At 68.8% G+C, this 15,087-nt stretch carries 9 protein-coding genes; 8 read left to right on the forward strand and 1 reads right to left on the reverse strand.

Annotated features, from left to right (window positions below; translation table 11 throughout):
- Position 1 precedes the first annotated feature (1 nt).
- The 5 genes from QSK10_RS01000 (at position 2) to QSK10_RS01020 (ending at position 7,442) form a co-directional block, all read left to right on the forward strand.
- Complete coding sequence (locus QSK10_RS01000) at positions 2-1,315, forward strand: DUF58 domain-containing protein (protein ID WP_285660625.1); 1,314 nt, start codon at positions 2-4, stop codon at positions 1,313-1,315.
- Entirely contained in the window at positions 1,312-3,702 is a 2,391-nt protein-coding gene (locus tag QSK10_RS01005; protein ID WP_285660626.1) for a transglutaminase TgpA family protein, read from the forward strand. Before QSK10_RS01000 ends, QSK10_RS01005 begins: the two co-directional genes overlap by 4 nt.
- 618 nt (positions 3,703-4,320) lie before the next feature.
- Complete coding sequence (locus QSK10_RS01010; RefSeq protein ID WP_285660627.1) at positions 4,321-5,766, forward strand: APC family permease; 1,446 nt, start codon at positions 4,321-4,323, stop codon at positions 5,764-5,766.
- Positions 5,763-6,776, forward strand: a complete 1,014-nt coding sequence (locus tag QSK10_RS01015; protein WP_285660628.1) for an acetamidase/formamidase family protein — start codon at positions 5,763-5,765, stop codon at positions 6,774-6,776. Before QSK10_RS01010 ends, QSK10_RS01015 begins: the two co-directional genes overlap by 4 nt.
- 3 nt (positions 6,777-6,779) lie before the next feature.
- Complete coding sequence (locus tag QSK10_RS01020; protein WP_285660629.1) at positions 6,780-7,442, forward strand: GOLPH3/VPS74 family protein; 663 nt, start codon at positions 6,780-6,782, stop codon at positions 7,440-7,442.
- A gap of 50 nt (positions 7,443-7,492) precedes the next feature.
- On the opposite strand, the gene QSK10_RS01025 is transcribed toward QSK10_RS01020, so the two are convergent.
- A complete protein-coding gene (locus tag QSK10_RS01025; protein ID WP_285660630.1) occupies positions 7,493-8,344 on the reverse strand; it encodes a polysaccharide deacetylase family protein in 852 nt (283 codons plus the stop codon).
- A gap of 309 nt (positions 8,345-8,653) precedes the next feature.
- Between QSK10_RS01025 and QSK10_RS01030 the strand changes: the two genes are divergently transcribed.
- Genes QSK10_RS01030 through drmB form a run of 3 tightly spaced genes read left to right on the forward strand, consistent with a single transcriptional unit; the run spans position 8,654 to position 15,086 of the window.
- Positions 8,654-10,219 carry a nuclease-related domain-containing DEAD/DEAH box helicase gene (locus QSK10_RS01030; RefSeq protein ID WP_285660631.1) on the forward strand — a complete coding sequence of 522 codons (1,566 nt, stop codon included), beginning with the start codon at positions 8,654-8,656 and terminating at the stop codon, positions 10,217-10,219.
- The gene (locus tag QSK10_RS01035) at positions 10,219-13,332 is read left to right on the forward strand and encodes a helicase-related protein (RefSeq protein WP_285660632.1); all 3,114 of its coding nucleotides are present in this window, start codon (positions 10,219-10,221) and stop codon (positions 13,330-13,332) included. Before QSK10_RS01030 ends, QSK10_RS01035 begins: the two co-directional genes overlap by 1 nt.
- Entirely contained in the window at positions 13,332-15,086 is a 1,755-nt protein-coding gene (drmB, locus tag QSK10_RS01040; RefSeq protein WP_285660634.1) for a DUF1998 domain-containing protein, read from the forward strand. The genes QSK10_RS01035 and drmB overlap by 1 nt, the downstream gene beginning before the upstream one ends.
- Position 15,087: the final 1 nt, after the last annotated feature.

Here is a 15,087-nt window from a genome sequence, read left to right on the forward strand (position 1 = left end):
CATGAGGGAATCGCTGCGTGGTCTGACCACACGGGGCAAGGCGTTCTTCGCCGCGGCGATCTCGTTCTGCCTGGTCGGCATCTTCATCGGAGAGAAGGACCTCCTGCGCGTCGGCATCCTCATCGGGGCCATGCCGCTGCTGTCGGCGTTCGCGCTGGCGCGCACCCGCTACAAGCTCGTGAGCGCGCGGGTCCTCGACCCGCAGCGCACCGAGGTCGGCCACAGCGCGCGCGTCGTGCTGCGGCTGCGCAACTCGGCGCGGCTCCCCACCGGGACGCTGATGCTGGAGGACCGGCTGCCGTACGCGCTCGGCTCGCGGCCGCGGCTGGTGCTGGAGCGGCTCGCCGGGCTGATGGGCAGCTCCGTGTCGTACACCGTCCGCGCCGAGGCGCGCGGCCGCTACGACGTCGGTCCCCTGGTGATCCGGATGACCGACCCGTTCGGGCTGTGCGAGATCACCCGGTCCTTCCCGACGAAGGACAAACTGACCGTCACGCCGAAGATCACCCCGCTCCCGGCGATCCGCCTGGCCGGGGAGTACGCCGGTTCCGGCGACAGCCGCACCCGCTCGGTGGCGGTGCACGGCGAGGACGACGTCGCCACCCGCGAGTACCGCTACGGCGACGACCTGCGGCGGGTGCACTGGCGCTCCACCGCGCGGGCCGGCGAGCTGATGGTCCGCCGCGAGGAGCAGCCCTGGGAGAGCCGCGCGACGGTGATGCTCGACGTGCGCGGCGCGGGGCACCGCGGTGAGGGGCCCACCTCGTCCTTCGAGTGGGCGGTGGGCGCCACCGCCAGCATCGCGCTGCACCTCAAGGGGCACGGCTACAAGCTGCGGATGGTCACCGAGACCGTCGACATCGACGGCCAGCTGGGCGGCGAGGGCGAGATCCTCGACCACCTGGCCGAGGTGAAGCTGCGCAAGCACGGCGTCCTCGACGAGCTCGTCCACCGGGCCCGGCAGGGTGAGCACGGCGGGCTGATCATCGGCGTCGTCGGGCAGCTCGACGCCGCCGAGGCCGAGCGCCTGGCGAGCCTGCGGGTCTCGGGCGCGAGCTGCGTGGCGCTGCTGATCGACTCCTCGACGTGGCTGCCGCTGCCTCCGCCGCAGCGCCAGAAGGCCGACGAGGCCTTCCACGGCACGGTCCTGAGCCTCATGCGGGCGGGCTGGAAGGTCGTCCCGGTGCGCCGGGGCGAGGACCTGGCGCACCTGTGGCCGCTGGTGGGACGGTCGGGGCAGGGCTTCGCGACGCGGGCGGCGCTGGCCGAGGCCGCCACGCACATGGGCACCACGAATCCGGGAGGAACGCGATGAACCGCCGCCATAACGTCGCCGTCGTGGGCGGGGCGGCGACGCTGCTGGCCTCGGCGCCGCTGACGCTGATCTTCGCCGGGCTGTTCTCGTGGTTCCTGCCGATCGTGTTCGCCGTGACGATCGTGGTCGGCATCGGCATGGGCCTGCGGACGCTGCGCGCGCCGCTGCCGGTGGTGGTGCTGGCGCAGCTGGTCGGGCTGGCGCTGTTCCTGACCTGGACCAGCGCCTCCGGTGGCGCGGCGCTCGGCGTGGTCCCGACGGGATCGACGCTGTCCGACTTCGGGGCCCTGTTCAAGGACGCCTCCGACACCGCCGCGACCGCCACGATCCCGGTGCCCGAGAGCCCGGGGCTGATCTTCGTGGCCGTCCTGGGCATCGGCGTGGTGGCGATCCTGGTGGACCTGTTCACCATCGGGCTGCGCACTCCCGCGCTGTCGGGCGTGCCGATGCTGGCGATCTACATCGTGCCGATGGCGGTCATGGAGGACACCGTCCCGTGGCTGATGTTCATCCCGGGTGCCCTGGGCTACCTGTGGCTGCTGCTGACGGACAACATCCACCGGGTGCGCCGGTTCGGCAGGCGCTTCGCCGGGGACGGCCGCAACATCGACATGTGGGAGCCCTCGCCGCTGGCCAGCACCGGCCGGTGGCTGACGGCGGTGGGCGTGGCGGTGGCGCTGCTGCTGCCGCTGGCGATCCCGGGCGTCAACGCGGCGGGGCTGCTGGCGTCCTTCGGGTCCGGCGGGAACGGGGACGGCGACGGCGGCAGCGGCGGGGAGGGCGCGGTCCGCGTCAACCCGGCCATGAACCTGCGCGGCGCGCTGACCCAGGACAAGACCACGAACCTCCTTAATGTGGTCACCGACGACCCGAACCCCGGTTACCTGCGGCTCTACGTCACCAACGAGCAGAGCGACGAGGGCTGGTCCTGGGGCGGCGACTTCGGCTCGGGGGTGAGCATGGCGCAGGTCGGGCAGCGCCAGGGCTACGACCCGAACCTCCCCGGCAAGCAGTACAAGGCGACGGTGACCGTCCTGGGGATGAGGGAGAGCTCGCTGCCGCTCTACCCGAATCCCGACGAGGTCAGCGTCGGCCGGGGCTGGAACTTCGACCCGGTGACGTCGATGGCCACCTCGGACTCGCGCAACACCGAGAACCTGGTCTACGAGTTCAAGTTCACCCACTACCAGTTCGACGAGAAGCTGCTGCGCACGGCGCCGCCGGTGGATCAGGGCTCGGTGATCTTCACGGAGAACACGCGCGTCGACCCGATCGAGTCGATCCAGAAGCTGGCGGAGCGGCTGACCGCCGACAAGCCGACCGTCTACGACAAGGTCAAGGCGGTCAACCAGTACTTCAGCCCGGAGAACGGCTTCAAGTACAGCCTGAGCACCGAGCGGGGCACGCTGGGCACCGGCATCGAGGACTTCCTGCAGACCAAGAGCGGCTACTGCCAGCAGTACGCCGCCTCGATGATGATGCTGCTGCGCGCGGCGCACATCCCCGCCCGCGGCGTCATCGGCTTCACCAGCGGCACCAAGAGCCAGAACGTGGTGCAGCTGACCAACCGCAACTACCACGCCTGGGTCGAGGTCTACTTCCAGGGCTACGGCTGGGTCCCCTTCGACCCGACGCCCTCGGGCAACGTGTACGGGGCCGCCGAGATGCCGTGGGCGCCCGACAGCGACACCATCGACCGCTCGTCCAACGGCGCCTCCGAGGACCCGCAGGGCCCGCGCGGCGCCTCCGGCGACCCCTCGCTGGCCGGGAAGGACCCGCTGGACCCGAACATGGAGGGCGTGCTGGCCGGGGACGACGCGTCGGCGCCGAAAGGCCCGGCGACCTGGCCGTACTGGATCACCGCACTGGTCGTGCTGGCGATCCTGCTGGCGCAGCCGGGCCTGCGGCGGACCAGCCTGCGCTCGCGCAGGCTGCGCCCCAACGGCGACGGCACCGCCTCGGCGCACCTGGCCTGGCGGGAGCTGCAGGACCTGCTGATCGACTACGACTACCAGGGCCCGCCGTCCGAGACGCCCAGGGGTACCGCCGACCGGCTCGTCGAGCGGCCGAAGCTCACCGGCGAGGCCGCCGAGGGCGTCCACGTCCTGGCCACCGCCGAGGAGACCGCGAGGTACTCCGTCCATCCGCCCGACGACGAGACCGCCGACCGGCTGGCCGGCGCGGTGGGCGCGGTGCGGGCGGAACTGGCCACCCACGCCGGGCGGACCGGGCGGCTGCGGATCATCCTGTTCCCGCCGTCGGTGCTGCGCGCCTGGCGCGCGGCGATGTCGCGCGGCGTCGCGGGGACCGCGAACGCGCTCGCGCGCGCCAGGGGACGTGTGAGGCGTCTTCTCACCGGGCTGATCCGGGCCCGGGGACGGGCCTGAACCGTCGATAGTGGACGATGAGGCGCGGGCCGATGGCCCGCGCCTCTTTCGTGTCCCCCGACCCTCCACTCCGGACGCCGCTCCGCTCGCGACGCCCGGCGCCGCCGCGCGCCCGCGTGGCCGTCCCGAGCGTCGCCGGACGGTCACGCTCCACAGTGGGAGTGCACGATCCGTGTGCCCGCGCTATCGCGAATCCGACTCACCCTCATCCGCGTGGCGATCGCGGCACCGGTTCCCCGTCCCACATCCCGGCCGATCCGAGGTATCCGGAGCCCACCCTCCACAAAGGTCGCGCGGCCAGCGGAAACACGGGCCCGGATGATCCACACGCGACCGCCGGGCGTCCACCGTCCCAACAGGCGGATTCGGTGTCCGAGCCGACCCCGTTGATCATTCAGTGAATGGAATCCGCCTTCCGGTCATGATCCCCGTCACCACCTGCGCGGACGTGTCCGGATGCGACGGTCCTTTCAGGATCCACCAACTTTCCCTATCTGCTATGCGATGGCTAGATTCAGCAACCGCACGAACACGTTCCGAACGCGCCGCTTCACGGGGTTCCGCCCACAGGGGTGGCGCGTTGTCGTGCCTTCCCCCTCGACAGAAAGGATCCACTTCGTGACTTCCCCCGAAGGGATCGAGAGATTCGGCTACCGCCAGGAGCTGCGCCGTACCGTCGGGTTCGCCGACATGCTGTTCTACGGCCTGATCTTCATGGTCCCGATCGCGCCGTTCGGCATTTTCGGCTCGGTCTTCACCGCCTCCGGCGGCATGGTGGCCCTCGCCTACACCATCGGCATGGTGGCCATGGTCTTCACGGCCTGGTCCTACAGCCAGATGGTGCAGGCGTTCCCGATGGCCGGCTCGGTGTACAGCTACGCGGGCCGCGGCATCGCCCCCGCCGTCGGCTTCCTCGCCGGCTGGGCCATCCTGCTCGACTACATCCTCGTCCCCTCGCTGCTGTACGTCATCGCGGCGGTGGCCATGAACTCCATCGTGACCTCGGTCCCGGTGTGGGCGTGGCTCGTCGGGTTCCTGCTGCTGAACACCATCGTCAACATGCTCGGCATCAAACTCACCATGGGCGTCACGCGACTGCTGCTCATCGGTGAGCTGATCGTGCTGGCGATCTTCATCGTGCTGGGCGTCAAGGGCCTCATCGACGGACGCGGCCAGGGCTTCTCGTGGGACGCCTTCTACAACTCCGACACGTTCACGTGGGGCGTCGCCTTCGGCGCGGCCTCGACGGCGGTCCTGTCGTTCCTGGGCTTCGACGGCATCTCGATGCTCGCCGAGGAGAACAAGGGCACGGCCAAGCAGATCGGGCGGGCCATGGCCGGCGCGCTCGGCCTCGCCGGCGTCCTGTTCATCGCCCAGACGTGGGTGGCGTCGATGTACGTCGCCCCCGAGACCGCCAAGGCCCTCTTCGACGGCGCCGACGGGTCGAACGCCTTCTACGACGCCGCCGCCCTCGCCGCCAACGGCAAGTGGCTGGCCACCGTCACCGCCGCCGCCACCGCGATCGCGTGGGGCTTCGCCGACTCCCTCGTCGCGCAGGTCGCCACCTCGCGCCTGCTGTACGCGATGTCCCGCGACCGGCAGCTGCCGAAGTTCCTCTCCAAGGTCTCGGTCAAGCAGGGCGTGCCGACCAACTCGATCCTCGTGGTCAGCGGCATCTCCCTGGGCGTCGGCCTGTGGGCCGTGCTGGACGAGGCCGCCCTCGGCGACCACATCACCCTGCTGGGCAACACCGTGAACTTCGGCGCGATGCTGGCGTTCCTGGCCCTGCACGTCTCGGTGATCTGGCACTTCGTGGTCCGCAACAAGAGCCGCAACATCTTCGGCCACGTGGTCATGCCGGTCATCGGCATCGCGATCCTGGTCGGCGTGGTCATCAACGCCAACCTCGTCGCGCAGAAGGTCGGCCTGGCCTGGCTGGGCCTGGGCGTCCTGGTGCTCATCCTGCTCTACGTGATGAAGCGCGGCCCGAAGTTCCCCGCGACGGTCTCCGGTCCCACCGGTGAGCCGGACAAGGCGCCCGCCTTCTCGGGGACGAACCAGTGACCGAGGTCCACACGATCAAGCCGACTCCCGAGCAGCTCGCCTACACCTTCGGCGGGCAGCGGGAGCCGATCGCGAAGATCAACCCGGGCGACGTGGTCCGCATGTACACCGAGGACTGCTTCGGCGGCGTGGTGCGCAGCGCGGCCGACCTGCCCACGCAGGTGTGCCGGTTCCCCTACCTGAACCCGGTCACCGGCCCGTTCCACGTCAACGGCGCGGAGCCGGGCGACACCCTCGCCCTGCACTTCGTGTCCATCACCCCCGCGCGCGACTGGGCCGTCTCGACGACGTTCCCGCACTTCGGGGCCCTCACCTCCACCTCCCACACGGCGACGCTCCAGCCGCCGCTGGAGGAGCGGGTGTGGATGTACGACGTGGACGTGGCGCGCGGCGTGGTGCGCTACCAGGCGACGCGGTCCGACTTCAGCGTGGAGCTCCCGCTGGACCCGATGCACGGCACCGTCGGTGTCGCGCCGGGCGCCGGCGAGGCCCGCATGACGATCGTCCCCGACGCCCACGGCGGCAACCTCGACAGCCCGCTGCTGCGGGCGGGCACGACCGTCTACATTGGAGTCAATGTGGACGGTGGGATGTTCGCCATCGGTGACGGCCACTGCCGCCAGGGCGCCGGAGAGGTCACCGGAGTGGCGGTGGAGGCGGCGATGAACACCGTCGTCGCCGTCGAGCTGATCAAGGGCGTCTACACGCCCTGGCCGCGCTTCGAGACCGACACCGAGCTGATGTCGACGGGTTCGGCGCGTCCCCTGGAGGACGCCTACCGGATCAGCCAGCACGATCTCGTCGGCTGGGTCGGCGGCCTCACCGGACTGGACACATTGGACTCTTACCAGTTGATCGGCCAGGCCGGGCAGGCCCCCGTCGCGAATGTGGTGGACGCCAATTACACAATGGTGGCCAGCGTCGAGAAGGCCTATCTGCCAACGATCAGCGTCTACGAGGACGCGCACGCCCGACTGCGGGAAACAGGCCGCGAGTACGGAACGGAGTAAGTGGTGGACGACCGGTTGCCGGTGCGCGATGAACTGTTCCTCCTCTCCCATGAAGAGAGCGGGAAGCCGCTCATCCACGTGCCATCCCTGTCGGCCGGGCTGGCCGGCGCGCTGCTCATCGACCTGGCCCTGCGCGGCCTGATCGACGGCACGCACGGACGGATCGGCGCCTGGCAGCGCGAACAGGGCGGCGACCGGGCCCCGGGCATCATCGGCGAGGGCATGGAGGGCCAGGCCCTCGCCGAGATCCGGACCGTCGGCAGCTCACGGACCGCCTACGACTGGATCATGACCTGGCACCCCGGTTTCTACGACCGGGTGTGCGCGGAGATGGTCACCGTCGGCGTCCTGATGGCGAAGACGTCCCGCAAGTTCGGGCTCGTGCCGGTCACCCGGCACGTCCCCACCCAGGACGTCTTCGTGACCCGCGCCCGCGGCGCGCTACGGCGCACCGTCACCGGCGTGGTCCAGCCCGACGCCGGATACGCCGCCCTCTGCGGCCTGCTCTTCGTCCTCCAGCTGGAGGGTTCGCTGCACCTCTCCACGGGCAGCGCCGACCTGCGCAAGCAGCTCTTCGCCATCGCCGACCGGCACACCCCGACCATCCGGGAGATCCTGTCGGCGGTCGACAAGGCGGTCGGCGAACTGGCCACGGCGGCCTTCTAGCGCCGAGAGCACCCGAGGGCGTCCCCGCGAGGGGGCGCCCTCGTCGCGTCCTACGCCCCCAGGACCTCCGAGAGGCGCCCGAAGGTCATCCCCTTGGCCCGCAGGCCCTCCACGATCTTCGGCAGCGCCTTGTGCGTCTGAGGCGCGTTCGGGCCGCCGATGTGCATGATGACCACCGAACCGGCCTTCGCCTTGCCCAGCACCGCGTCCACGATCGGCTGCGAGGCCTCGGCGAACGGGTCGCCGCTCACCACGTCCCCGTCGACGACGGTCACGCCCAGCGGCGCCAGCGCCTCCAGGGCCCGCTCGTCGTGGCACAGCCCCGGGTAGCGGAAGTAGCGGGTCTGGTTGCCGCCCAGGGCCTCCAGGACACCGAAGGTGCGGTCCACGTCGGCCAGCATCGCGGCCGGGTCGTCCTCGAAGGCCAGGCCGTAGCACTTGTCGGTGAAGGCCTGGTGCGAATAGGTGTGGTTGGCCAGCTCGAACAGCGGGTTGCCCGCGATGCGCTTGGCCACGTCCCCGTACTGCCCGGCCCACATGCCGGTCATGAAGAAGGTCGCGGCGACCTTCTCCTTCTCCAGGTAGGCCAGCAGCGGCTCATTGTGATACGTGGCGACCTCGCCGCTCTCCAGCTGCTTCTTCATGAACTCGGTGAGGTCGGCGTCGAAGGTCAGCGCGACCATCGTCCCCTCGCGCGGCCCGTGGTTCACCACCGGCGGCGTCGTCCCCTTCGCCACCGCGCCCGGCACCTTCACCGGCGCGGGCGAAGGCGAGACGGCCGGCCGGGACGACCCGCCACCCGCGTCACCCTTCGGCCCGGCGTCCGGCGCGGCCGGATCGCACCCGGTCAGCGCCGCCAGCGGCAGCGCGGCGAGCAACGCGAGAGTCTGTCGTCGGCGCATGGGCTCTTTTCCCCGTGAGTGATGACCGAGCGCGAATCGTACCGGGGCGGGTCCGCCGATCCGCAGGGCCGTCACGCCTCCAGCACCGGACCCTAAGGCCACCGCCAGGACGCGCCCTTCCCGATCGGGCAACCTTTTCACATCATGGAAAACTGCACCCTTCTATTTCCGTGAACTCCAGGTATGGTCGTGCTAGCCCGTTCCGAAGGTCTGTGCCCGCGCATATCGACGGATCCTTCTCCGTGTCCGGACCGACTCCTCTCGGGTCCGACGGACAGCCCGAGTAAGAAATTTCGAACACAGATGCGAATGATCCCTTCGGTCTTCGATCAGACCAATTCAAGCTCCGCCGAAAGGCGGATGTTCCATCTGCTCGCAAGTCTCGTGATCGACGGATGGGAGTACTGCTTCCACAGCGTGAACCTCCCAGTGCACGAAAAACAGCGAGAGTGTGAGATCGACTTCTTGCTTCTGGGTGAGCGCGGCATCCTGGTGATCGAGGTCAAAGGCGGAGCCGTCGCCTGCGTGGACGGAGCCTGGACCACCACCAGCCGAAACGGCCGATCGCACACCGTGACAAGGAGCCCGTTCGACCAAGCCCGGGAAGCACGCCACGCACTGGAGAAGAGACTGGCCACCATCGCCGGAAAGGACATCGCGGACACGATGGTCTTCGGCCATTGTGTGGCATTTCCCGAGATCGACTTCGACGTCGACGGGGTCGAATGGGATTCCGCCACCGTGATACATCGGCCTCAGCTGGCCGCCGGACAGCTGGCTTCTGCCCTCGACCTAGCCGGACGCTACTGGGAACGAAAGCAGTCACACCGTGCACCATTGACAACCGATACGGTAGCCGATCTGTGCCAGGCGATCCGGCCCATGTTCGACCGGGTACAAGGGTTCCGCACGCAGGGCAGACTCATCGAAGCGCAACTGCACAGGCTCACCGAGCAGCAGTACCGGATGCTCGATCTCAGCGCGGCGAATCCGCGCCTCCTCATCGAAGGTGGAGCCGGAACGGGAAAGACGCTGCTCGCGGCCGAGCTCGCTCGTCGCTCGGCGCCGACGGGCACCAAAGCGGCGCTGACCTGCCATAGCAACATCCTCGCCTCCTTCTTGCAACGGCAGAAGGGAATCCTCGCGGAGAACGTGATCCCCTTTGCGCTGCTGAAGGACGCCGGACCCGGCACCGTCGGCACACTCATCGTGGACGAAGCCCAAGACGTGATCAACGAGCGGGACCTCGACGTCATCGACCGGGTCCTGCGCGGTGGCCTCGCGGACGGGAACTGGACCTTCCTGCTCGACGTCAACAATCAGCGGGGGCTCGTCGGCGCCTTCGAGGACTCGGCGATGGAGCGGCTGTCGGCGCTCCGACCGGCGCGCATGAAGCTCACCGAGAACTGCCGCAACACTCCCCCGATCGTCACCGCGACGCGAGACCGGACGGCCGCCGACGTCGGATTGAACACCATGGGGTTCGGCGACCCCGTGGAGTTCGTGGAGGCCGGGCGAGCAGAAGCCGCCGTTCGTGCCGCGAGAGTCCTCGACGAGTTCGAAGAAGGCGGCGTCGCGATGCACGACGTGGTGTTGCTGTCGCCCGTTCCGTTCAGGGAATCACTGTTCGGCATGCTCCCGAGCGCGTGGCGAGCGCGGGTCGACGTTCTCGACCTGCTCCGCCACCGGCGCCTGGAGACCGGACGGATCGGATTCGCCAGGGTCGCCGATTTCAAGGGACTAGAGCGACGCTATGTGCTCTTGGAGGAGCCCGCCGATCTCGGTACGGCGGAGGCGCGCCGCGTCCTATATGTCGGGATGACCAGAGCTCGGGCCGGGCTCTGGATCTTCACCACGGGGACGGGGGAAGTCTGATGACCACTCCGGAGGCTGAACGCGACGAAGTCGTAGCTCATCTGCGCCGCCATCTGATCGGACCGGTCGGGGGGCCCGGCGAGCGCCTTCGAGATGAGCCGAACGGCCGGTACCTCACCGGGATCCTCTACGCCCAGCCGCAGCAGGTGCCGGGCTCTGAACCGGACGACGACCTTCAAGAGGAGGAAGTCGAGTCTCCCGGGAACTCACTTACCGAGGATGCCGACGATCCGATCACGCTCACGGGTCACGTCCGGCCGAGTTCCATAGGGATCACCTTCATCGCGCCCCGTGCGGAATCGGTGTTCCTGGAACTCGATTTCGGATACTACGAGCCCGACGGCTCGGAGTGGATCCACCAATCGGGCTCGGCCTTCATGCGACTGCGGCCCGATTCCGATGGCAGATGCTCCCTCCCGGTTCCAGAAGGGCCACCGGGGTTACTGACCGTCAAGGCACGCTGGCGCCCCTTGGACGATGCATCGATTGTCACCGTTGCCCTCGTCAACATGCGGGAGCAACCACCGCGTCGCCGCGTCGACCCGGCCGAGTGCGTCTACCAGGTCCATCTTCGCTGCCGCCCCGAGTCCGGTCGGCTTCGCAGATACCCGACCCGCAGGCACGGGCACCGCGACCCTGAGGCCGAGGAGCTGGAGCTTCAGTATCGCGACGGCGCCGTGTACGCCATCGGTCATGGCGTCGCCGCCGACTGGGACCGGTCCGAAGGTGAGCCCGCCTGGGTCGAAACCACCTTCCTCCCGGTAACCGTCGTCCCCGACGTCGCGTTCGAGGTGCCGGGCGATCCCGAGGCACTTCGCCTCAGCCGGCTCGCGTCCATCGTCGAGGACGAGTCCGTCATCTCGATGCTCGACGATTTCATCGACGGTTATGAGCGCTGGGCCCAGGCGTCACGCCGGGCCGTCGAGAGCATCCCCGACCATCTGCGAGCGGCCGCCGCCGAGCTCGTCGCCAGAATGGACGCGACGGGCGCGCGCATGCGCCGTGGAGTACGACTCCTCGATACCGATACGACCGCGCGCACGGCGTTCGGGCTTGCCAATCATGCGATGGCGATGCAGATGGTGCACGGCTCCGCCTCACTCGCGGGATCGCCTCACCCATTGGGGCAGGCCCCAGTGATGCCGGACGGGTACGAGACGAGAGCCTCTTGGCGGCCGTTCCAGCTCGGATTTCTCCTGCTCACCATCGATGGCGTGGTCAACGGTGACAGCGCCGATCGCGACCTGGTCGACCTGATCTGGTTCCCGACCGGTGGCGGCAAGACCGAGGCTTACCTGGGCCTCGCGGCCTTCACGATCCTCCACCGGCGCCTTTCGATGCTCGACGATGGCGCCGGGACCACGATCATCACCCGGTACACGCTCCGGCTGCTGACCACACAGCAGTTCCAGCGGGCCGCGACGATGGCCCTCGCCTGCGAGGTCCTACGCCGTCGTAACCCGTTCGCGCTCGGCGGGAGCCGCATCTCGATCGGCATCTGGGTCGGGGCGAACAGCACACCGAACACCTACGCCGAGGCCGTCACCCTGCTCCGAGACATGAGGGCGGGAAGGGAGTCCACGGTCGGCTTCCAGGTGGAGCACTGCCCATGGTGCGGAACCGAGCTCATGCCCCCGGGGTCCGAGGAGGACACCGAGTGGGGGATCCACACGACGAACACCTCGATCCGGTTCCGCTGCCTCAACTCGGCATGCGAGTTCCATGACGAGATACCCATCGCCTCCGTCGACCAGGCGCTCTACGACGAGCCGCCGACGCTCCTCGTCGGGACCGTCGACAAGTTCGCGCGCCTGGCATGGCATGAGAAGGCCGGGGTCTTCCTCGGGGCGGGTGAGGCCCCGGGGCCGTCCTTGGTGATCCAGGACGAGTTCCACCTGATCTCCGGGCCGCTCGGGACCATCGTCGGCCTCTACGAAGCGGCCTTCGATGTGGTCATGCGCCACCACGGCGCAAGGCCGAAACTCGTGGCCGCCACCGCGACCATCCGGCGAGCGGACGATCAGACCCGCGGCGTCTTCGGCCGGAAGGTCGCGCTGTTCCCACCGGCGGGCCTCGAAGCGGGCGAGTCCTACTTCGTCACCACCGACCGGAGGAAGCCGGGCCGCATGTACGTGGGAGTCATGCCTCATGGCCATACGCACGTCATGGCCCTCAACCACACGGCGGCCGCCCTGCTCCAAGCCCCCACGGAGCTCGCATTGTCACCGTCCACCCTGGACGGGTACTCAACCCTGGTCGTCTACCACAACAGTCTGCGTGAGCTCGGCAAGACGATCACCCTCGCCCATGACGACTTCCCGACCCGGATCAGGTCGATCGCCCCATCGATCGAGCAGGCCCGCGAGCTGAAGGAGATCCGCGAACTCACCAGCCGCGTACCCGCACGAGAGATCCCGCGCATCCTGAACGCGCTGGCCCTCCGCCACGACGAGCGGGGTTCCATCACCATGATCGCGGCGACGAACATGATCTCGGTCGGCGTCGACGTCGGACGGCTCGCCCTCATGCTGGTCGACGGCCAGCCGAAGACCACGGCCGAGTACATCCAGGCCACCAGCCGGGTCGGTCGTGAGAGTGAGGAGCGCCCCGGCCTCGTCCTCACCCTTTACTCACCCGCGAAGCCCCGCGACCGATCCCACTACGAGTCGTTCACCGCCTATCACGCCGTGCTCTACAACGCGGTGGAACCGTCCTCGGTCACACCGTTCTCCATCAGCGCCCGCAATCGCGCACTGCACGCCGACCTCGTGATCCTCGTACGGCACGCGCTCGGCCTCGCCGAGGAACACGGAGCCGCGAAGTTCGAGCGCGGTGACCCTGAGCTGGAACGGCTGATCACCGCATTCCTCAAGCGCGCGGCCACCGCCGACTCCTCTGAAATCCAGGACCTCACCAGGCACCTCGACCGCCTCCAGGACGACTGGATGCGCAAGGCCGACCTCGCGGCCACGAGGGGCGGACTCGTCTATAGCGGCCGGGAAGACGCGCAGCTCCTCAAACGCTTCCTACGGCGAGGCGACGCCTGGGAGACGCTCGATTCGATGCGCAGCGTCGATCTCGAAATCCCGATCCTGCTGGAAGGGAATCGCTGATGAGCTTCAGCAGGAATGTCCGACGCGCCCAGCTCATCGGACCGGCGGGACCGGGCGCGATCATCGACCTGATCGGCGAGTCCTTCGTCGCCGTGGACGTCAGCCGCTGGTCCCGCACACTGCCTGTGTCCATGCCGCGCTTGACGCAACGACTTGGTGTGCGGCAGCTGAAGACCCCGACCGGCTTCGGCGTCCCATATCGCCGCTTCCCAGAGTGGCTGTTCTGTGGCAGGTGCCGTCGCATGATCCGCAGGCGCCCACGCGACGAATCGGCGAAACTCACCTGCGCGGTCTGCGCCGGGGACCGGCCCCTGATCCCGATGCGCTTCATCGCCATCTGCAGCAACGGGCACATGGCCGACATCGACTGGTGGTACTGGGCCCACACGAACTCCACCACCAAGTGCGAGGTCCGGGGCAAACTCCGTTTCGATCATCGGCCGGAGGAGGGCAGTGGCTTGTCCTCACTCGTCGTTCGTTGCGCCGAGTGCGGCGCCGGGCGCTCGCTCGATCGGATCACCTCACGCGGCTCCCTCACACAGCGCTGCGAGGGCCTGCAGCCCTGGCAGCAGCCGCTCGACGCCGAAGCATGCGACACGCTCATGGTCGCCACACAGCGCGGCGCGTCGAATGTCTACTTCCCGAGCGTGGTCAGCGCGCTGGATCTGCCTCCGGAGTCCGACTGGGACGCGTCGAGCGCGACACTGGCTCGCCTCCGCGACAACCATCTGTTCCTCGCCCTGGTCGAAGACCCCACCCTTCCGGTACGTGACATGACTTTGAAGTTCCTCGCGAGCAGGGAGGGTTTGACCGTCCCGGAGCTGGAACGGCTGCTCAGCACCGAATCGAGCGCGCAGGCGCATACGGGCACCGAGGAGGACATCCTGCCCGAAGAGTGGGTCGCCCTCCTCCACCCGCGGGATACCGAGTTCGACCCGCGCGACAACTTCATCACGAGGCCGTCGCGGGCACCCCGTGGGCCCGGCGGCGGGACCGTGGAGACAGAGCTGCTCTCGTCCCTGCGGCAGGTGATCCTCGTCGACCGCCTTCGGGAAGTGCGCGTGCTCAAGGGCTTCCACCGCTACACACGCGAGAACATGGTGTCGGCGAATCTCGCGCCCGACCAGACCAGCCTGCCGGCGATCGAGGTCTTCGGCGAAGGCTTCCTGCTCGCATTCGAAGAGTCCGCCATCACGGAGTGGGAGCGCCTGAGGGATGTCCGCGAGAGATGCAGGACGATCGAACGCCGGGTGGAGGCCGCCGACGCCTACTGGCTGCCGCCCGTCACGCCGAGGTTCCTCCTGCTGCACACACTCGCTCATCTCCTCCTTCGCGCGACGGCCTTCGAGGCCGGATATCCGACCTCCTCGCTCGGCGAACGGATCTACACCACCCACCCCGAGCAGGGCCCCGCCATGGCCGGTGTCCTCATCTATACCGCCGCCGGTGACAGTGAAGGCACCCTCGGGGGACTGGTCCGGATGGGTGAGCCCGAGCGCCTCCCAGCGCTTCTCCATTCCGCCCTCGTCGACGGGCAGTGGTGCTCACTCGACCCGGTCTGCTCGGAGTCACCCGCACAGGGCCCGGGTGGGTTGTCCATGGCCGCATGCCATGCGTGCGCGCTCGTGCCCGAGACGAGCTGTCAGGCCACCAACCGCCTCCTCGACCGGCGGCTCCTCATCGACCCCGAGTTCGGTTTCTTCCGGAACGCGCTCACCATCGCGGAGGACGTCCCCTGGCGGGCCCGGTGGTGAC

The organism is Actinorhabdospora filicis (assembly GCF_030269765.1).
Classification (GTDB): Bacteria; Actinomycetota; Actinomycetes; order Mycobacteriales; family Micromonosporaceae; genus Actinorhabdospora; species Actinorhabdospora filicis.